The following is a 19,178-nucleotide window of genomic DNA, read 5'->3' on the forward strand; positions in this document are numbered from 1 at the left end:
CAGGTACGCTACGGTGGCCCGCGCCGGCCGATCTTGGTACGGCTGTTCATCACCACCTGCAACTCCTGTTGGAGCGCCTTGTTCATCTGCGCAAACGTCTTGAGCTTGCGCGTGGTTTCTCGCAACCGGTCAGCCATGCGCTTGGAGATCGCCAGCAGCAACTTGGCGCCCACCCGGGGCTGGTCTTTCAACAGGCGCATGAGCGCGGTGCGCGAGAGCACGGCCGCTGCAATATCGGTGGTGGCCGTGCAGGTGGCCGAGCGGGGTGCGCCGTCCAGCACACCCATTTCACCGATCAGGTGGCCCGGACCAATGATGTTGACCACGACACTTTCGTGCAGGCCAGGCAGGTCGTTCTCCACGGAAATATCGCCTTCCAGCACCAGCAGCATGTAGTCGTTCTGCTGGACTTCGCCCTCACGAATGAACACGGTACCGGCCTTGATGCGTTTGGGCCGCATGTAGCCCACCACCTTCATGGCATCGGCCAGCGTGAGATCGTCCAGCGCAGAAGGCGTCACCAGCATGCGCGCTGCCACCTCTTCGGGCGCGAGTTCGGGGTTCTCAAAGATCGATGTCATGCTTGCTCCGGCCCGCCGCTTTCCCAGTGTGGCAGCCCGTCAGTAGCTGCACGAATTGAATTCGAAGACACCATTGTCACAGCAAGACCGAAGCCGCAGCACTGACAGTCGCTATGAGGGCAATTGACGCAACCATATGACGGGCGCAGCAGGAATGTCTACGCAGATGAGGGGAACGTCTGCGTGCCCGCCCGCCTCACTGCCTCGACCGTGGACATACGGACAAAAAAAGACCGGCGAACGGCCGGTCTTCTGACATTCCATGCGAACGCAAGGCTCACTTCTTCTGCCTGTACTTGCGCAAGGCGGCAATCTGTGCGGCCATGACCGCCAGTTCAGAAGTGGCCTTGGCCAGATCAATGTCGCTCTTGGCATTCTTCAGGGCCTCTTCGGCCTGCTTGCGGGCATCGGTGGCCTTGGCTTCGTCGAGGTCCTTGCCTCGAATGGCGGTGTCGGACAGCACCGTGATGTGATGCGGTTGCACCTCAAGAATGCCACCCGCCACAAACACGAACTCTTCGCCGCCTTCGGCTTTTTCAATGCGCACGGCACCGGGCTTGATGCGGGTGATGAGCGGAATGTGTCCGGGCAGAATGCCAAGCTCGCCCGCTTCACCAGGCAGGGCCACAAACTTGGCCTCGCCGGAAAAGATGGAAGCTTCAGCGCTGACCACATCGACGCGGATGGTGCTCATATTTACTCCTTTAAAAAGTCGTCGGAAAGCAAGTAATCGGGTGTCCGCCTAGGCGGTGCGCGGAGATGTGCTACTGCACATCGAGCACACCAACAACGCCGGGCGCCCGAGTACGCCGCTTTACGCGACTTTTTTGGCCTTTTCGAAGGCTTCGTCGATCGTGCCAACCATGTAGAACGACTGCTCTGGCAGGTGATCACATTCGCCAGCGGTGATCATCTTGAAGCCGCGAATGGTTTCAGCCAGCGTGACGTACTTGCCAGGCGAGCCCGTGAACACTTCTGCCACGTGGAACGGCTGCGACAGGAAACGCTGGATCTTGCGGGCGCGTGCCACGGCCAGCTTGTCTTCCGGTGCGAGTTCGTCCATGCCCAGAATGGCGATGATGTCGCGCAGTTCCTTGTAGCGCTGCAGCGTATTCTGAACAGCGCGCGCCACCTCGTAGTGCTCCTGACCCACGACCAGCGGGTCGAGCTGGCGGCTGGTGGAATCCAGCGGATCCACGGCAGGGTAGATACCCAGCGAAGCGATGTCACGACTCAGCACCACGGTGGAATCCAGGTGGGCGAAGGTGGTGGCAGGCGACGGGTCGGTCAAGTCATCGGCAGGCACGTACACGGCCTGGATGGACGTGATGGAGCCGACCTTGGTGGAGGTGATGCGTTCCTGCAGGCGGCCCATTTCTTCGGCCAGCGTCGGCTGGTAGCCCACGGCGGAAGGCATGCGGCCCAGCAGAGCGGACACTTCGGTACCGGCCAGGGTGTAGCGGTAGATGTTGTCCACGAAGAACAACACGTCACGGCCTTCGTCGCGGAACGACTCGGCGATGGTCAGGCCGGTCAGGGCCACGCGCAGACGGTTGCCTGGAGGCTCGTTCATCTGGCCATAGACCATGGCCACTTTGGACTCGCCCAGGTTCTCCAGATTCACCACGCCGGAGTCGGCCATCTCGTGATAGAAGTCGTTGCCTTCACGGGTGCGCTCACCCACGCCAGCGAACACCGACAGACCGCTGTGGGCCTTGGCGATGTTGTTGATGAGTTCCATCATGTTCACGGTCTTGCCCACACCAGCACCACCGAACAGACCCACCTTGCCGCCCTTGGCAAACGGGCAGATCAGGTCGATCACCTTGATGCCGGTTTCGAGCAGCTCCTGTGAGGGGCTGAGTTCGTCGTAAGCGGGGGCTTTGCGATGGATGGAGGCGGTCAGCGCCTGGTCCACGGGACCACGTTCGTCAATGGGCGCGCCGAGCACGTCCATGATGCGACCCAAGGTGGCCTTGCCCACGGGCACCATGATGGGGTTGGAGGTGTTGGTCACCAACATGCCGCGGCGCAGGCCGTCGGACGAGCCCAGTGCAATGGTGCGCACCACGCCGTCGCCCAGCTGCTGCTGCACTTCGAGGGTCAGTGCGGAGCCTTCCATTTTCAGGGCGTCATACACACGCGGCATCTGGTTGCGCGGGAACTCCACGTCCACGACGGCGCCGATGCACTGAACGATCTTGCCCTGAACACCGGTGTTCATTTCTGCGGTAGCTTGAGACATGATGGATACCTTTTCGTTTCTCGGATTCTGTTGAGCAGCGGATTCAGACCGCTGCGGCGCCTGCGACGATTTCCGAAAGCTCTTTCGTGATCGCTGCCTGACGGGTCTTGTTGTAGACCAGCTTGAGTTCGCTGATGACGCTACCAGCGTTGTCGGTAGCGGCCTTCATGGCCACCATGCGGGCGGACTGTTCAGACGCCATGTTCTCGGCCACGGCCTGGTAGACCTGGGCTTCCACGTAGCGCAGCAGCAGCTCGTCGATCACGGCGGGGGCGTCTGGCTCGTACACGTAATCCCAGTCACGGGCCCCGGCACCGTTGTGCAGCGTGTCTGCATTCAGTGGCAGCAGCTGTTCAATCACAGACTCCTGCCTCATCGTGTTGATGAACTTGGTGTAGCAGACATAAACCGCATTCACACGGCCTTCGGTGTACGCATCCAGCAGCGTCTTCACCGGCCCGATCAGCTTGTCCAGATGCGGCGTGTCGCCCAGGCTGGTGACACTGGACACCACCTTGGCACCGATGCGGTTCATGAACCCCAGGCCCTTGTTGCCGATGGCAACGACCTCAGCTGTCTGGCCTTGCGCCTGCAGCTCCTTGAGCCGGGTGGTCACAGCGCGCAGCACGTTGGTGTTCAAACCACCGCACAGCCCCTTGTCGGTCGTCACCACCACGAAACCCGCGACCTTGGCGTCGTTGGTCTGCATGAACGGGTGCGTGTACTCGGGGTTCGCACGGCTCAGGTTGCCCGTGATCTGGCGCACTTTCTCCGCGTAAGGGCGGGCCGCACGCATGCGGTCCTGCGCCTTGCGCATCTTGGAAGCGGCGACCATTTCCATGGCTTTGGTGATCTTCTTGGTGTTCTCCACCGATTTGATCTTGCCGCGTATTTCCTTGCCTGCTGCCATTGTGTTTCCTTTAAGAAGTCAATGGGCCGGATCAGTAGGTGCCGGTTTTCTTGAAGTCGGCGATGGCTGCAGCCAGTTGTGCTTCTGCGTCCTGGCACTCTTTCTTGAATGCCTTCTTCGCGTCGCTGTCGTCTGCCTTCGCAGGCTTGACGTCCCACTTCGCGCCGTTCTTCTCCATCGTCGCCAGCATGGCCGCGTGCTTGTCTTTCAGGAAAGCGTGCATGCCGTTTTCAAACGAGAGCACCTTCTTGACTTCGATGTCGTCCAGGTAGCCCTTGTTCACCGCAAACAGGGTCGATGCCATCAGACCGATCGACTGCGGGCTGTACTGCGCCTGCTTGAGCAATTCGGTCACACGGGCACCGCGGTCGAGCTGCTTGCGGGTCGCTTCGTCGAGGTCGGAAGCGAACTGTGCAAAAGCGGCCAGTTCACGGTACTGCGCCAAGTCGGTACGGATACCACCAGACAAACTCTTGATCAGGTTGGTCTGGGCAGCGCCACCCACACGCGACACCGAGATACCGGCATTGATGGCGGGACGGATACCGGCGTTGAACAGGTTGGTTTCCAGGAAGATCTGACCGTCGGTGATCGAGATCACGTTGGTCGGCACGAAGGCGGACACGTCACCGGCCTGCGTTTCGATGATGGGCAGTGCGGTCAAGGAACCGGTCTTGCCCTTGACTTCACCCTTGGTGAAGGCTTCCACGTAGTCGGCGTTCACGCGAGCAGCGCGCTCGAGCAGACGGCTGTGCAGATAGAACACGTCGCCGGGGTAGGCTTCGCGGCCTGGCGGGCGGCGCAGCAGCAGCGACACCTGGCGGTAGGCCACGGCCTGCTTGGACAGATCGTCGTACACGATCAGAGCGTCCTGGCCCCGGTCGCGGAAGTACTCGCCCATGGTGCAGCCGGAGTAGGCCGACAGGTACTGCATGGCGGCAGATTCAGAGGCCGAAGCGGCCACGACGATGGTGTAGTCCATCGCGCCGGCCTGCTCCAGGGCACGCACCACGTTCTTGATCGACGAAGCCTTCTGGCCAATCGCGACATAAACGCAGGTCATGTTCTGACCCTTCTGGTTGATGATCGCGTCGATCGCCACGGCCGTCTTGCCGGTCTGGCGGTCACCGATGATCAGCTCGCGCTGGCCACGGCCCACGGGCACCATCGAGTCGATCGACTTCAGGCCGGTCTGCACCGGCTGGTCCACCGATTTACGGGCGATCACGCCAGGCGCAACCTTCTCGATCACATCGGTCATCTTGGCGTTGATCGGGCCCTTGCCGTCGATCGGGGCGCCCAGGGCATTGACCACGCGGCCAATCAGCTCGGGGCCGACCGGCACTTCCAGAATGCGGCCCGTGCACTTGACGGTGTCGCCTTCGGAAATGTGTTCGTACTCGCCCAGAATCACGGCGCCAACAGAGTCGCGCTCGAGGTTCAGCGCAAGGCCGAACGACGGCACGCCGTCCTTGTTGGCCGGGAATTCCAGCATTTCCCCCTGCATCACGTCCGACAGGCCGTGCACACGAACGATGCCGTCGGTCACCGAGACCACGGTACCCTGGTTGCGCACATCGCTCGCTGCGCCCAGCCCCTCGATGCGGGACTTGATCAATTCAGAGATTTCGGCGGGATTGAGTTGCATGACTCTTTCCTTCTTTCGTTAATTGGTAAGCAGGCGGACCCAGCGAAGCAGCCGTCAGGCTGTCAGGGCCATCTTCATTTGTTCCAGCCGGGCTTTGACGGAGGTGTCGAGCACCTCGTCACCGACCACCACGCGAACGCCACCGATCAGATCGGGCTGCAGCTGGACCTGCAGGTTGAGCTTGCGACCAAAGCGCTTTTCAAGCACGCCGGACAGATCGGCCAGCGCTGCAGCGTCGATGTCGAACGCACTGAACACGGTCGCGTCAAAAGCCCCCAGCTGGGCGTTCTTGAGCACCCGGAACTGTTCAGCGATTTCGGGCAACACGGTCAGGCGGCCGTTGTCGATGACGGTGCGTAGAAAGTTCTGTGCCATCGTGGGCAGGGCACTCTTGAGCACACCCGTGACAACGCCATACACCTGGTCGGCAGTGACGTTGGGGTTGTCAGCGAACTGGCGCAGCTGCTCGTTGGAAGCAACAGCGGCCAGCTCGTCGAGCCAGACGGCAACGCCAGCGGCGTCTGAGCCAGCCGCCTTGAACAGCGCCTCCGCGTAGGGTCGGGCGATGGTTGCGATTTCAGCCATGGTCTACCTGTGTATGCCTGCGAGGATGGATGCGGGGGTGCAATGGAACCGATCAGAGCTCGGTCTTCAGACGACCCAGCAATTCGGCGTGAACACCGGCGTTGACTTCGCGCTTGAGGATCTGCTCTGCGCCCTTGACGGCCAGTGCAGCAACTTCTTCGCGCAAGGCTTCACGCGCCTTGAGCACCTGGGCCTGGGCTTCCTGATGAGCGGCCGCCACGATCTTGGCGGCTTCGTCGGTGGCTCGGGCCTTGGCCTCTTCGATCACGGTCTGGGCGCGGCGCTCGGCATCGGCCAGGCGCGTCGCAGATTCGTTGCGCGACTGGCTCAGCTCTTCTTCCACCCGCTTGTTGGCCACGGCCAGTTCGGCTTTGGCTTTCTCGGACGCGGCCAGACCTTCGGAAATCTTCAACGCACGCTCATCAAGTGCCTTGGCGATCGGGGGCCACACGAATTTCATCGTGAAGAGCACCAGAATCGCGAAAACGATGGCCTGCGCAAAGAGGGTTGCATTGATATTCATCGCAACGCCTTTCTGTGTGTTGACAAGAGTGGTGACGCACTTGCTGCCTTCAGGCTGGGTGATTGCGGTGACGGCACAAGGCCCTCACCGGAACGGACCACCCCGGTCCTGCGGATCAGCAAACCCGATTACAGCGTGAAGGGGTTGGCGAAGGCGAACAGCAGCGCAATGGCCACACCGATCAGGAAGGCGGCGTCGATCAGGCCGGCCAGAATGAACATCTTGGTCTGCAGGTCGTTCATCAGCTCAGGCTGACGGGCAGACGATTCCAGAAATTTGCCGCCCATCAGCGCGATGCCGATGGATGCGCCAATGGCGCCCAGACCGACGATGAGACCGCAAGCCAGTGCGACAAGACCCAGAACGTTTTCCATGATGACTCCTATGAGGTGGAAGTAAGTTGAGAAAGAAAAAACGAAACGAAAGCGAAAACCGGAACGACTGCGGCCGTCAGGCCGTGTCAGTGCGCGTCATGCGCCTGCCCCAGATAGATCAGGGCCAGCATCATGAAAATGAACGCCTGCAAGGTGATGACCAGAATGTGGAAGATGGCCCACACGGTCCCGGCGACGATGTGCCCAAAGAAGAACAAGCCACCGCTGAGCGACAGCGCGGCATAGCCACCCAGCAACGCAATCAGCATGAACACCAGCTCACCTGCAAACATGTTGCCGAACAACCGCATGCCGTGCGACACCGTCTTGGCAACGAACTCAATCATTTGCATCAGGAAGTTGACCACGCCCAGCAGCAGGGCCCAGATCGGATTCTTGCTGGTGCCAAACGGCGCGCTCACCAGCTCATGCGCCCAGCCGCCCAAGCCCTTGATCTTCACGTTGTAGTAGAGGCACAGCAACAACACCGACACGGAAAGCCCCAGCGTGGTGGAAAGGTCGGCGGTAGGCACGACGCGCAAGTAATCAGGGTAGCCCATGGCGGGGCCGGCGATGTGCCATGCAGCAGGCAGCAAGTCCACCGGCAACAGGTCCATGAAGTTCATCATGAAGATCCAGCAGAACACGGTGAGGGCCAGCGGAGCCACCACCTTGCGACTGGTGGCATTGTGGATGACGGCCTTGGCCTGCGTGTCGACCATTTCCACCAGAATCTCGACCGCAGCCTGGAAGCGACCCGGAACGCCCGCAGTGGACTTGCGCGCAGCCAGCCACAAAACGAAGCACACCAGCGCACCCAGGATCACGTTCACCACCACCGAGTCGATGTTGATGACGGAGAAATCCACGATGGATTCCTGTTTCTTGTTGCTCAGATGGACCAGGTGGTGACGGATGTACTCGCCTGGGGTAGGACCGATTCCTTCAGTAGCCATGTTCGTTCGCGCCAATCAACCGTTATCTATCGTTTGAACGCCCGGCCTGGACCCAGAGCCCAAACCAGTACACCTTGAGAGCCAACACCAGGCCGATCAAAAGACCCACCCAACTGAGGTCCGGCACCACCATCGGGGCCGACCACAACATGCCGACCGCCAACAGAATCTTGACGCCTTCCCATAGCAGAAAACCGGCAAACGCAGCCTGCGCAAACCCCGACAACAAGCGGGCGATCGCGCTCGACGTGATGCCATAGACCATCAAGGCCGAAGGAACCACCACCGAAGCCGCACCGTAAAGAACCGACCAGCCGACCGGCGCCGATTGCGTCAACAACCCTGCCACCGCGCCCGCTGCCAGCCCCACCAGCAACTGCAAGCCGACCAATCGCCACAGGGATACTGCCGGCTGCCTGGCCCGCCACTGACTCGCTTGTTCACGCGTCAGAGGCTTGAAATCTTCTTCTTGCGACCCATCTTCCCATTCGCGACCTTCGCTGTCTTTCGCCCCCGGCCGGGCTTTTTGCGCCCTAGGCATTGTGGTCATGGCGGATTACAAGCGGGTTACAAATGTGAACATCTTCGCAAAGCCGCTCATTATACGTAGAAACCCCAGCATGCCGTCAAGGGCACCTGCTGAGTGCGCACCTGCTTACCGACGCCGTCCGATAATCGGCGCATGAGCCTTCCCAGCGATTCCATGTCCCCAGCCCTGCCTGACAGCTTGTGCTATCTGAATGGGGCCTATTCCCGTCTCTGCGATGCCAGGGTCAGCGTGCTGGACCGGGGCTTCATCTTTGGTGACGGCGTCTATGAGGTGCTGCCGGCCTATGAGGGCCGCATCTTCCGCTTTGACCAGCACATGGCCCGGCTGCAGCGCTCGCTGGCGGAACTGCGCATCCCGAACCCGCTGAGCAACGCCCAGTGGCTGGCCATCGCGCAAAAGCTGATTCAGTCATTGTGTGAGGCCGGCACCTCGGTCAACCAGCTCATCTATATCCAGGTCACGCGCGGAGTGGCGCCACGCGACCACGTGATGCCGCCCGGTTTGAGTCCCACCGTGTTCGTGATGGCCAGCGAAATGAAACTGGCTTCGCCCGCGCAGCGAGAACACGGCGTGGCTTGCGTGAGTGCCGACGACTTCCGCTGGCAGAAGGCGCACATCAAGAGCACCAGCCTGCTCGGGGCGGTGTTTGCCCGCCAGATCAGCGCCGATGCAGGTGCGGTGGAAACCGTGATGTACCGCGACGGCTATCTGAGCGAAGCCGCCGCCAGCAACGTCTGGGTGGTGAAAGACGGCGTGGTCATGGGGCCTCCCAAAGACAACCTGGTGCTCGAAGGCATCCGGTTTTCACTGATCGAAGAGATTTGCCGCGAAGAAGGTATTCCCTTTCTGCTGCGGCGCATTTCGCGCGAAGAGGTGCTCGGTGCCGATGAGCTCCTGCTGTCGTCGGCCACCAAGGAGGTCCTGCCCATCACCACACTGGACGGCGTACCGGTGGGTAATGGCTCCGACCGGGGTCGCCCAGGACCGGTGTATGCGCGCCTCTACGCAGGCTATCAGCGCGCCAAAGTCGCGCAGTGCATTTGAGGAGTTCCCATGGAACAACCCCGCGAGATCCCACCCGAACAGTCGCTCATCGAGTACCCCGTGCACTTCCCGATCAAGGTGATGGGCGCAAACACCCCCGAATTCCTGAACGCGATGATTCACATTGCGCGGGCGTTCGACCCGGCCTTTGACGAAAGCAAGGTCGAACAACGACCGAGCAAGGCGGGCAACTACTTGGGCCTGACCTTGACGGTCCACGTGAGCAGCCGCGAACAGCTTGACGAGCTGTACCGCACGCTCACCACCCATCCCTTGGCGAAGTACGTGCTGTAAGAACGTGCTGTAAGAACGTGTTGACCATCCGCCACCTTGGCCTCGCCGACTACCTGCCCACCTTCGAGGCCATGCAGGCCTTCACCCTGCAGCGCGTGCTTGAGACGCCCGATGAACTCTGGGTCTGCGAGCACCCTGCGGTGTTCACACAAGGCCTGGCGGGTCGTGAAGACCACCTGCTGTTTCCCGGCGACATCCCGGTGGTGATGACGAATCGAGGCGGGCAGGTGACCTACCACGGGCCAGGGCAGGTGGTCGCGTACCCGCTGATCGACCTTCAGCGCTCGGGCTACTACGTCAAGGAATATGTGTACCGGGTGGAGGAAGCGGTGATTCGCACGCTCGATCATTTCGGCGTGACCGGCCACCGCGTGGCGGGGGCGCCCGGCATCTATGTGCGACCGGACGATCCGGCCAGCCATGCCTTGCTGCCGCAGCGGCCACAGAAAAAGCTGCCCGGTGACACGGGCGGCGGGCCTGACTTCACAGGCCTGGGAAAGATTGCAGCCCTGGGCATCAAGGTGAGCCGGCATTGCACCTACCACGGTGTGGCATTGAACGTGGCCATGGACCTGCAGCCCTTCGACCGCATCAATCCCTGCGGGTATGCCGGCCTGAAAACCGTGGACCTTTCTACAATCGGGGTTGCCGTTTCCTGGGACGAAGCGGCGCAGGTGCTGAGCCAGAAGCTCACCGCCACCCTTGCCCCTTGATCCAACCAGCGCCGCGGGCGCTTCTGCCATGACCTCCACCGACCACACCGTGGTGTCCGACACCGTTCGCGAAGCCCAGCCGGCCGCGACCTACGACGCCACCGCCAAACAGAAGAGCCAGGCCAAGACCGCGCGCATTCCGATCAAGATCGTGCCCGCCGAGACGCTGAAGAAGCCGGACTGGATCCGTGTGAAGGCAGGCAGCCCAAGCACCCGCTTCTACGAGATCAAGGACATCCTGCGCGCCAACAAGCTGGTCACGGTGTGTGAAGAAGCGAGCTGCCCCAACATCGGCGAGTGTTTCGGCAAGGGCACGGCCACCTTCATGATCATGGGCGACAAGTGCACCCGCCGCTGCCCGTTCTGCGACGTGGGCCACGGCCGCCCGGACCCGCTGGACGTGAACGAGCCCGAGAACCTGGCGAAGACGATTGCCGCGCTCAAGCTCAAGTACGTGGTGATCACCAGCGTCGACCGCGACGATCTGCGCGATGGCGGTGCTGGCCATTTCGTCGAGTGCATCCGCAAAATCCGCGAGCTTTCGCCCAGCACCCAGATCGAGGTGCTGGTACCCGACTTCCGCGGCCGTGACGACCGCGCGCTGGAGATCCTGAAGGCCGCACCGCCGGACGTGATGAACCACAACCTGGAAACCGCGCCGCGACTCTACAAGGAAGCACGCCCGGGCTCCGACTACGCCTTCAGCCTGAACCTGCTCAAGAAGTTCAAGGCCTTGTTCCCGCACGTGCCCACCAAGAGCGGCCTGATGGTGGGTCTGGGCGAAACGGACGAAGAAATCCTGCAGGTGATGCAGGACATGCGCGCCCATGGCATCGACATGCTCACCATCGGCCAGTACCTGTCTCCCAGCGGCCACCACCTGCCCGTGCGCCGGTACGTGCACCCGGACACGTTCAAGATGTTCGAGGCCAAGGCTTACGAGATGGGCTTTACCCACGCGGCCGTGGGCGCGATGGTGCGCAGCAGCTACCACGCAGATCAACAGGCGCACGGGGTGCTCAACCCTTCCGCCGCGGGTTGAAATGAAACGCCCCCCACGCGCACCGTGTTCGCTGCTCCCCGAGGGGGCGCGTGAGTGCCTTCGGGCGGCCAGGCGGCACTGACATGGGCGGCGCTGTGCTCAACCAGCTGAGCGTGCGCGCGTATGGCGCCTCGCATGGCAGCCACGACCACGGACATTTCCAGGTCCTCGTGGGTTTGCAGGGCGTGCTCGAACTGGAGATGGCGGGACGTGGTCAATGTCTTGGTGCGGGCCAGGGCTGCGTGGTGCCACCAGGCGAACGGCACGACTTCGAATCGAAGCTGGGTGCCCAGTGCCTGGTGCTCGACAGCACGAGCATGGGTTGGGCCAGCGCTCCCAGCGCACCCCCAGCGCAGGTGACGCACCTGGCCACCTACCTGGCCCATGCTTGCGCGCAAGGACTCCCCCGCGCACAGCAGCTGGGTCCTGCCCTGCTGCTCGAAGCCTGGCAACCAGAACCCGGCACCGTTCCTCGCGTCCGCCGCCACATCGACTGGGACCAACTGCAGCGCTGGGCGGCTTCCCGTTGGAGCGAGCCTTTGAGCGTGTCCGACCTGGCCGATCAGGTCCACCTGAGCACGGCTCAGTTCGCGGCGCGCTGTCGCGCCGAGCTGGGAATGAGCACGCAGCAGTGGCTGCGCAGCCTCAGGCTCGAAGAGGCTCGCGAATGGCGCAGACAAGGCCTCAGCGTGGCCGAGACGGCTCGGCGCACCGGCTACCGTTCGCCCTCGGCTTTGACCGCCGCGTTGCGTCGCGAAAGCTGAGCCGCAGGCACTGTCCCGCGTCCTGCGACGACAAGCCCTTCTCCCGCGACGACGCGTGCGCACGGTCAGCGCTACGCTTTCGCCCATGACCGCCAACCTTCTTGCCCTCGGCGCGATCGTGCTCTGGGCCACGCTCGCTGCGCTCGGCGTATCACTGTCGCATGTGCCCGCCTTTCTGCTCACCGGGCTGGCCCTGATCGCCGGCAGCCTGATCGCGCTGCCGCTGTCCCGGTTCGACCTCCGCCAGTGGCGGGTCCCGCTGCCAACGCTCGCGCTCGGCATCTATGGGCTTTTTGGCTTCCATTTCCTGCTGTTCATCGCGCTGCGCCACGCGCCGCCGGTGCAGGCCAACCTGGTCAACTACCTCTGGCCACTGGGCATCGTGGTGATGGCGCCGCTGTTTCTGCCAGACGTGTCCCTCACTGCGCGGCACGTGATCGCGGCCTTGACGGGTTTTGCCGGTGCCGTGCTGGCCATCCTGGGTTGGCGCGCAGACGCCAGTGCCGGTGCGGTGTGGGCGTGGGGCTATCTGCCGGCGCTGGGTTCGGCCTTCATCTGGGCCAGCTATTCGCTGATGACCCAGCGCGTGCGGCGCTTTCCCACCGCCGCCATCGGCAGCTTTGCGCTGGCATCCGGATTGCTGTCGCTGCTGTGCCATGCCTGGCTGGAACCCACCATCACACTGTCGGCGCGCGACGGCTTTCTGATCGCCCTGCTGGGCCTGGGACCACTGGGTGGCGCGTTCTTCCTGTGGGATGCTGCGCTCAAGCGGGGCGACGCACGGCAGATCGGGGTACTGAGTTTTCTGACCCCGCTGCTGTCGACCCTCACGCTGTTGTGGATGCGGGAGGAAACGCCCAGTGCGTCTGTGGCGCTCGGCGCGGTGATGATCATCGTCGCCGCAATGGTGGCGACGTTCAAGGGTCGCCCGGCACCGGCCTGAACGGCCAGCAGATGAGGGCCTCTCGAGCCTCGCCCGCTTCGGCGCGCCGCACCAGGGCGAACCGCACGGTCAGTCGGTCATCAGGGCGGCCGGGTCGTCGGCGATCAGCACACTTTGCGCCCAGGCCTGCAGCCGGGTGGTGTCGCAGCGCAGGATCTGTTGCTTGACCGCCAGGATCTGCGAAGGGTGCATGGAAAAGCTGCGCAGCCCCAGCCCCAGCAGCAGACGCGTCATGGCAACATCGCCCGCCATTTCGCCACACACGCTCACCCCCTTGTTCAAGGCCTGGCACTGCGCAATGGTGTTGGCGATGAGTTGCAACACGGCCGGATGCACCGGATCGTAGAGGTGCGAGACCGATTCGTCGGCCCGGTCGATGGCCAGGGTGTACTGGATCAGGTCGTTGGTGCCGATGGACAGGAAGTCGAAATGGCGCAGGAAAAGCGGAACGGTGAGCGCTGCGGCGGGGACCTCGATCATGGCGCCCAGGCGCAGCGGGCCAAACACCACCCCGCGCGCATCCAGCTGTTCGCGGGCTTTGTTTACCAGGGCGAGGGTTTGTCGGATTTCGCCGGCATGCGCGAGCATGGGGATCAGCAGGTTGACCGAGCCATGCGCAGCCGCCCGAAGGATGGCGCGCAACTGCACCAGGAACATCGCGGGTTCGGCCAGGCTCCAGCGGATGGCACGCAGCCCCAGCGCCGGGTTGAGATGATCGTCGCCGGCACGCGCGGTTCGGTCCAGCGGCTTGTCGGCGCCCACGTCCACGGTTCGGATGGTCACGGGCAGCCCCTGCATGCCCTCGGCCGCGCGCCGGTAGGCCTGGTACTGCTCCTCTTCGTCGGGCAGCTTGCCATCACGCCCCATGAACAGGAATTCGCTGCGGAACAGGCCCACGCCCACCGCACCGGCCTTGAGGGCGCCCACGGCATCCTCGGGTTGTTCGATGTTGGCCAGCAGTTCGATTTTTTGTCCGTCCAGCGTGACCGCAGGCGTGTTCTTCAGGCGGGACAGCCGCTCACGCTCCACCTCGCCCTGGCGCTGTTTGGCGCCATACTCGGCCAGCAGCACGGGCGACGGGTCCACCACAACGACGCCTGCATCGCCATCGATGATGACCCAGTCGTCCTGCCGGATCACGTGGCTGGCCGAGCGGGCGCCCACCACGGCGGGAATGTCCATGCTGCGGGCCACGATGGCGGTGTGGCTGGTCTTGCCACCCACATCGGTCACGAACCCGGCAAACACGCTTTGCTTGAACTGCAGCATGTCGGCAGGAGACAGGTCGTGCGCGATCAGCACCAAGGGAGCATCGTCCGCCGCATCCAGCGGCGCCTGCTGCCCAGCCCCCTTGGCTGGCGAAGCGACCATCGGTGATGCCACCCCGCGCATCACCCGCAGCATGCGCTCCACCACCTGTTCGAGATCGGCTTTGCGCTCACGCAGGTACGGATCCTCCATCTCGTCGAACTGCCGCGCAATGATCTCCAGCTGGGCGGTGAGCGCCCACTCGGCGTTGTAGTGGCGCTCCAGAATCCAGTGCTTGACCCCGTTGATCAGCTGTTCGTCCTGCAGCAGCATCAGGTGCACGTCGAGCAAAGCCGCGAGTTCGGGATGGGCATCGTTCGACCCCAGTTCGTGAAGGCCTTGCTGTACCCGCCCGATCTCTTCGGCCACGGCATTGCGCGCAGCCCGCAGGCGTTCGATTTCGGCCAGGCCCTGGTCGGCCGGCACGAAGTAGTGCGCCACGTCCAGCCGGCTGGACGAGACAATCACCGCGCGCCCGATGGCGACGCCACGCGATACCGCGAGGCCGTGCACGACAAATGTCATCGGCTGGCCTCCGCAGACGAGCAGCAAGCGCACGACGTGCGCCTTCGGCGTTGAGCAGGCAAGGTGGTGGCGTGGGTGGCGCCATCGGGAAGGGGCGGCGCGATCAAGCTCACTCTCCTTCGCCGAACCTGTCGTTGATGAGAGCGAGCAGCGCGTTCATGGCCACCTGTTCGTCAGGCCCGGTGGTCTCGACTTCGACCGTGCTGCCCATGCCTGCCGCAAGCATCATGACGCCCATGATGCTCTTGGCGTTGACGCGACGATCCCCGCGCGACATCCAGACTTCACTGGCGAAGCTGCCTGCGAGTTTGGTGAGTTTGGCCGAGGCGCGTGCATGCAGCCCCAGCTTATTGCTGATGGTCACGGTGGTCTTGATCATGGGAGGCTCGTCGGGCCTGGTTCTGGGGTGCGGTCACGGCCACCTGTATCACGCCCTGGGTGGCACCAATCATTGCGCGGGAGACCAGTGCGTCCAGCGACTCGTGCCGGTACGACACCGTGCGCAGCAGCATGGGCAGGTTCACACCTGCAATGAGTTTGGAGCGCACACCGTCGACCAGCTTCTGCGCCACGTTGCAGGGCGTGGCGCCAAATACGTCGGTCAGGACCAAGGCTTGCGGTGTGCTGGACTGGCGTAGCATGGCGCGCGCCTGTGCCAGCGTCTCTTCGGGTGGCATGTTGGGTTGGACATCGAGCGCGGACACGGCGTCGGCCGCGTCCGGAAACACATGCAGCACGCACTGGCGCAAGGCCGAAGCCAGCGGCGCGTGGGCAATGATGAAGATGCCGTTCATGGGCTTGAGTTTAGGGCAAGGGCGTGCACGCCAGACCGGTAATTCCGCACTGAAGCAACACCGGAAATACCGACAACCGGGCCCGGCCCCTTCAAAGGACCATGATGGGAGTCACTGCGTGCGCCCACGTTGCCTGTAGGCGCGCAAAAAGCTCAGGTAGGCGAGCACACCGCACAGACCAAAGATCGCCACCGCCCCACGGTACTGCGCCAACGCGCCCCAGCCCAACAGCGCCAGTGCATCGATCAGCAGACCGATGCCCCACTGCACCACAAAAACGCCAGCAAAAATCGCGAGGTTGTAGGCCGAGAGCGCGCGCCCGGCTGCCTCGGCGGGCAAGGCCAGCGCCACAGCAGGCTGCGACAGCGCCACGAAAGTGCTGCTGACGCAGAACAGGGCCCACAGCAGCCACCCCGCGCTCTCGCCCAGCCAGACGATGGACGCGAGCACCACGAAGCTCAGGGGCAACCCCCAGGCGATCAGGCGCTCCGGCGCCAGGCCTCGCCGGGCCAGCCGGGGGTTGATCAAACCCCACAACCAGAACGCCGTCAACATGGACAGATTGATACCGAACAGACCGGCTGCCGCCTGCTGGGCCGAATAGCCTGCCACGTTCACCATCCACGGGCCGGCCCAGAGGGTTTGCACCGCCACCATGCCCCCATAGTTGACGAAGCCGATCGGCAACATCTGCCGAAAGTACGGATGGCGCCAGATCAGCCCGTAGCCCTTCGATGGCGCCGTGGTGGGCGCCGCTTCTGAACCAGGCGCGCGATCCGGTGTGCGCCACGCCGGCACGGCGGCCGCAATGGCCACCATAGACAGCGCGATCAAGGCGGCCAGGGCCCAGAACAGGCCGCGCCAACCCGTCAGGGGCATGAGCCACTGCACCGGCAAGGTCGCCGCCACCATGCCCAGCGAACCGGTCATCAGCATCCAGGAGTTGGCGCGCAACTGGGTGGCGGGTTTCAGCCAGCGGCGGTAACCGGTCAGCGGCGCCATGAGGCAGGCACTGACTCCCATGCCGGTGAGCACGCGCGCCGCCAGCAAGCCGGCGAAGCTGCTGGCCATGGCAAACGCCACACAACCCAGTACCGCCACCGAGAGAAAAGCGAGGATCACCTTGCGCGGTCCGTGCCGGTCCAGCCAACTGCCCAGCGGCAACTGGGTCAGCGCAAAGCCAAAAAAGTAGCCGCCCGCCAGCAACCCGAGGTCGCTGGCGTTGAGCGAGAGTTCGACGCTGAGCGTGGGCGACAGTGTGGCGGTGATGGCACGGACCAGTGCCGACAGGAAGTAGGCCAGCGCAAAGGCCAGAAACAAGACGACGGCGGCGCCCGGTGCAAGCGGTCCACCAGGAACCGGTGTCGGCACGGGCGCCGAGGTTCCCGGGGTTTGCCTCTCCGGGCCAGGCCTGCGGCCAAACGCCGGCATCACGTCTTCCGGCTTCATGGCAGTCGCAGCCCTTCGAAGAACGTGGTGAGCACTTCATCCGGAAGTGCCGGCCCGTAGACCGCCGCCTGAAACACCAGCGAGCCTTTTGAAAAGTAGGCCGCGCGAACCTGCGTGGTCTTGCCCTGGGGGTCCTGTCCCGCGGCCTGCAGGCCCCGCAATTGTTGTGCGCCTGGCACCGCCACTGGCCACTCGGTGGTCGCATCGGCTGCGGTGGCCGGGTCCACCCGAATGGCGGCGAGTGATCCCGCGCGCCACCCTGTCAGGATCTCGGGCACGCGCGCCTCTGCGCTTGCATCTGCCCATGCCACCGCGAAAGTCTGCCCGCCTGCCTCGCAGCTGTGCATGTGCATCAGGGTTGGCACCCCGGCCAACGGCACGGTGCGCTCTGCCGCTTCAGGCTTGCACGGCATGAGAGCCTGCAACGGCGTGCCGGCAAGCTGCAGGTCACGCCAGTTGTACGCCGGGCTGCAACCGCTGAGCGCCAGCAGACAAGTCACGACAAGTAGCACGCTGGCAAGCGCGCGGGCGAGACGGACCGGACCAACGGATCTGGAATGCATAGGCGCGGGAATTCGAGGGGCACACGGCACCGGCATGTGCGACAGCCAAGCGAGGCCACCTCAAGCACAATCGGGGGATGAACGCTCTGGATGGTATCCGCATACTCGATTTGTCGCGCGTCCTGGCTGGCCCCTGGTGCACCCAGACCCTTGCCGATCTTGGCGCCGATGTGGTCAAGGTGGAGCGCCCGCCCGGACCCAGCCATTCCGGTGGCGACGACACCCGTGGCTGGGGCCCGCCCTTCTTGCGCGGTCGTGATGGCACCGACACCGCCGAAGCGGCCTACTACCTGGGCGCCAACCGCAACAAACGCTCCATCACTTGCGACATCGCCAAACCCGAGGGACAGGCCCTGATACGGGAACTGGCGCGGCACGCGCATGTGTTCGTCGAGAACTACAAGGTGGGCGACATGGCCCGCTACGGGCTCGACTACGCCTCATTGAGTGCCATCAACCCCGGCCTCGTCTACTGCTCCATCACCGGCTTCGGACAGACCGGCCCCTACAAGGACCGCGCCGGCTACGACTTCGCCATCCAGGCCATGGGGGGCCTCATGAGCGTGACCGGCGAGCGCGACGATCTGCCCGGCGGCGGACCGCAGAAGGTCGGCGTGGCCGTGGCCGACCTGTTCACCGGCCTGTACGCCACGGTGGCGATACAGGCCGCCCTGCGGCACGCCGAGCGCACGGGGCAAGGGCAGCACATCGACATGGCCCTGCTCGACACCCAGGTCGCCATGCTCGCCAACCTCGGGGCCAACTACCTCGTCCGCGGCAAAGCCGACGGCAAGGTGCCCGGCCGCGCGGGCAACGCCCACGCCAACATCGTGCCCTACCAGGTGTTTGAGGTCGCACCCGACGCCAGCGGGCAGGCCCAGCACATCATCCTGGCGGTGGGCAACGACAGCCAGTTCGTCAAGTTCTGCGAAGTGGCGGGACATGCCGATCTGGCGAAGGACGAGCGTTTTTCGCGCAATCAGAACCGCGTGCGCAACCGGGCCGAACTGGTGCCGCTTCTGGAAACCATTTTGAAAAAGAGAAGCAAGGCCGACTGGCTCGCCGCGCTGGAAGCCGCCAAGGTGCCGTGTGGACCCATCAACAACCTGGCCGAGGTCTTCGCCGACGAACACGTGGTGTCCCGCGACATGGTGCACCGCTGGACCCACCCCCTTGCCGACGCGGTGGACCTCGTCGCCAGCCCGATGAAGCTCAGCGCCACGCCGGTGCGCGTCGACCTGCCGCCGCCGCTGCTGGGCCAGCACACCGACGAGGTGCTTTCCGACTGGCTGGAAGCGTCTGAAGCGCGGCGCGCGGAACTCCGACGGAAAGGCGCCATCTGACGGCATTACGCCCGGACGCCGCTG

Annotated in this window: 22 protein-coding genes; 7 read left to right on the forward strand and 15 right to left on the reverse strand. The window is 63.7% G+C overall.

What is annotated here, in order from left to right:
- Positions 1 to 8: 8 nt before the first annotated feature.
- From J2W49_RS24295 to J2W49_RS24340, 10 genes are all read right to left on the reverse strand, one after another.
- The gene (locus J2W49_RS24295; RefSeq protein ID WP_310322122.1) at positions 9 to 581 is read right to left on the reverse strand and encodes a cyclic nucleotide-binding domain-containing protein; all 573 of its coding nucleotides are present in this window, start codon (positions 579 to 581) and stop codon (positions 9 to 11) included.
- Positions 582 to 858: 277 nt separating this feature from the next.
- Entirely contained in the window at positions 859 to 1,275 is a 417-nt protein-coding gene (locus tag J2W49_RS24300) for a F0F1 ATP synthase subunit epsilon (RefSeq protein WP_310322124.1), read from the reverse strand.
- A 120-nt stretch (positions 1,276 to 1,395) separates the two neighbouring features.
- Positions 1,396 to 2,826, reverse strand: coding sequence for a F0F1 ATP synthase subunit beta (atpD, locus tag J2W49_RS24305; RefSeq protein WP_310322126.1), 1,431 nt, complete (start codon positions 2,824 to 2,826; stop codon positions 1,396 to 1,398).
- A gap of 43 nt (positions 2,827 to 2,869) precedes the next feature.
- Positions 2,870 to 3,736, reverse strand: a complete 867-nt coding sequence (gene atpG / locus J2W49_RS24310; RefSeq protein WP_310322127.1) for a F0F1 ATP synthase subunit gamma — start codon at positions 3,734 to 3,736, stop codon at positions 2,870 to 2,872.
- 31 nt (positions 3,737 to 3,767) lie between these two features.
- On the reverse strand, positions 3,768 to 5,384 hold the full coding sequence (gene atpA, locus J2W49_RS24315) for a F0F1 ATP synthase subunit alpha (protein WP_310322128.1): 1,617 nt from the start codon (positions 5,382 to 5,384) through the stop codon (positions 3,768 to 3,770).
- 54 nt (positions 5,385 to 5,438) lie between these two features.
- Positions 5,439 to 5,969, reverse strand: coding sequence for a F0F1 ATP synthase subunit delta (locus tag J2W49_RS24320; RefSeq protein WP_310322130.1), 531 nt, complete (start codon positions 5,967 to 5,969; stop codon positions 5,439 to 5,441).
- A 52-nt stretch (positions 5,970 to 6,021) separates the two neighbouring features.
- Positions 6,022 to 6,492: a F0F1 ATP synthase subunit B gene (locus J2W49_RS24325; RefSeq protein ID WP_304912284.1), complete on the reverse strand. Its 471-nt coding sequence runs from the start codon at positions 6,490 to 6,492 to the stop codon at positions 6,022 to 6,024.
- Positions 6,493 to 6,620: 128 nt separating this feature from the next.
- Positions 6,621 to 6,866 (reverse strand): F0F1 ATP synthase subunit C, encoded by a 246-nt coding sequence (atpE, locus tag J2W49_RS24330; protein ID WP_009519254.1) that lies wholly within the window; start codon positions 6,864 to 6,866, stop codon positions 6,621 to 6,623.
- A gap of 86 nt (positions 6,867 to 6,952) precedes the next feature.
- On the reverse strand, positions 6,953 to 7,822 hold the full coding sequence (atpB, locus tag J2W49_RS24335) for a F0F1 ATP synthase subunit A (RefSeq protein ID WP_310322133.1): 870 nt from the start codon (positions 7,820 to 7,822) through the stop codon (positions 6,953 to 6,955).
- Positions 7,823 to 7,844: 22 nt separating this feature from the next.
- A complete protein-coding gene (locus tag J2W49_RS24340) occupies positions 7,845 to 8,204 on the reverse strand; it encodes an ATP synthase subunit I (RefSeq protein WP_310322135.1) in 360 nt (119 codons plus the stop codon).
- Positions 8,205 to 8,504: 300 nt separating this feature from the next.
- On the opposite strand from J2W49_RS24340, the gene J2W49_RS24345 reads away from it, so the two are divergent.
- From J2W49_RS24345 to J2W49_RS24370, 6 genes are all read left to right on the forward strand, one after another.
- Complete coding sequence (locus tag J2W49_RS24345) at positions 8,505 to 9,416, forward strand: D-amino acid aminotransferase (RefSeq protein WP_310322137.1); 912 nt, start codon at positions 8,505 to 8,507, stop codon at positions 9,414 to 9,416.
- A gap of 9 nt (positions 9,417 to 9,425) precedes the next feature.
- On the forward strand, positions 9,426 to 9,710 hold the full coding sequence (locus J2W49_RS24350; RefSeq protein WP_310322139.1) for a DUF493 family protein: 285 nt from the start codon (positions 9,426 to 9,428) through the stop codon (positions 9,708 to 9,710).
- A 20-nt stretch (positions 9,711 to 9,730) separates the two neighbouring features.
- Positions 9,731 to 10,423, forward strand: a complete 693-nt coding sequence (gene lipB / locus J2W49_RS24355) for a lipoyl(octanoyl) transferase LipB (RefSeq protein WP_405001081.1) — start codon at positions 9,731 to 9,733, stop codon at positions 10,421 to 10,423.
- 28 nt (positions 10,424 to 10,451) lie between these two features.
- Positions 10,452 to 11,465 (forward strand): lipoyl synthase, encoded by a 1,014-nt coding sequence (gene lipA, locus J2W49_RS24360; protein WP_310322142.1) that lies wholly within the window; start codon positions 10,452 to 10,454, stop codon positions 11,463 to 11,465.
- Between the two features lie 83 nt (positions 11,466 to 11,548).
- Positions 11,549 to 12,229, forward strand: coding sequence for an AraC family transcriptional regulator (locus J2W49_RS24365; protein WP_310322144.1), 681 nt, complete (start codon positions 11,549 to 11,551; stop codon positions 12,227 to 12,229).
- An 85-nt stretch (positions 12,230 to 12,314) separates the two neighbouring features.
- Positions 12,315 to 13,172 (forward strand): DMT family transporter, encoded by an 858-nt coding sequence (locus tag J2W49_RS24370; protein WP_310322148.1) that lies wholly within the window; start codon positions 12,315 to 12,317, stop codon positions 13,170 to 13,172.
- A 69-nt stretch (positions 13,173 to 13,241) separates the two neighbouring features.
- On the opposite strand, the gene ptsP is transcribed toward J2W49_RS24370, so the two are convergent.
- The 5 genes from ptsP to J2W49_RS24395 form a co-directional block, all read right to left on the reverse strand.
- Complete coding sequence (gene ptsP, locus J2W49_RS24375) at positions 13,242 to 15,005, reverse strand: phosphoenolpyruvate--protein phosphotransferase (protein ID WP_310322150.1); 1,764 nt, start codon at positions 15,003 to 15,005, stop codon at positions 13,242 to 13,244.
- A 109-nt stretch (positions 15,006 to 15,114) separates the two neighbouring features.
- On the reverse strand, positions 15,115 to 15,384 hold the full coding sequence (locus J2W49_RS24380; protein WP_310322153.1) for an HPr family phosphocarrier protein: 270 nt from the start codon (positions 15,382 to 15,384) through the stop codon (positions 15,115 to 15,117).
- Positions 15,353 to 15,799: a PTS sugar transporter subunit IIA gene (locus J2W49_RS24385; protein WP_310322156.1), complete on the reverse strand. Its 447-nt coding sequence runs from the start codon at positions 15,797 to 15,799 to the stop codon at positions 15,353 to 15,355. Before J2W49_RS24385 ends, J2W49_RS24380 begins: the two co-directional genes overlap by 32 nt.
- 111 nt (positions 15,800 to 15,910) lie before the next feature.
- A complete protein-coding gene (locus J2W49_RS24390; protein WP_310322158.1) occupies positions 15,911 to 17,248 on the reverse strand; it encodes an MFS transporter in 1,338 nt (445 codons plus the stop codon).
- The gene (locus tag J2W49_RS24395) at positions 17,245 to 17,748 is read right to left on the reverse strand and encodes a hypothetical protein (RefSeq protein WP_310322160.1); all 504 of its coding nucleotides are present in this window, start codon (positions 17,746 to 17,748) and stop codon (positions 17,245 to 17,247) included. Before J2W49_RS24395 ends, J2W49_RS24390 begins: the two co-directional genes overlap by 4 nt.
- Positions 17,749 to 17,888: 140 nt before the next feature.
- On the opposite strand from J2W49_RS24395, the gene J2W49_RS24400 reads away from it, so the two are divergent.
- Complete coding sequence (locus J2W49_RS24400; RefSeq protein WP_310322162.1) at positions 17,889 to 19,154, forward strand: CaiB/BaiF CoA transferase family protein; 1,266 nt, start codon at positions 17,889 to 17,891, stop codon at positions 19,152 to 19,154.
- Positions 19,155 to 19,178: the final 24 nt, after the last annotated feature.

Origin of the sequence: Hydrogenophaga palleronii, from assembly GCF_031457455.1 — a bacterium.
In the GTDB taxonomy this organism is placed as follows: Bacteria; Pseudomonadota; Gammaproteobacteria; order Burkholderiales; family Burkholderiaceae_C; genus Hydrogenophaga; species Hydrogenophaga palleronii_A.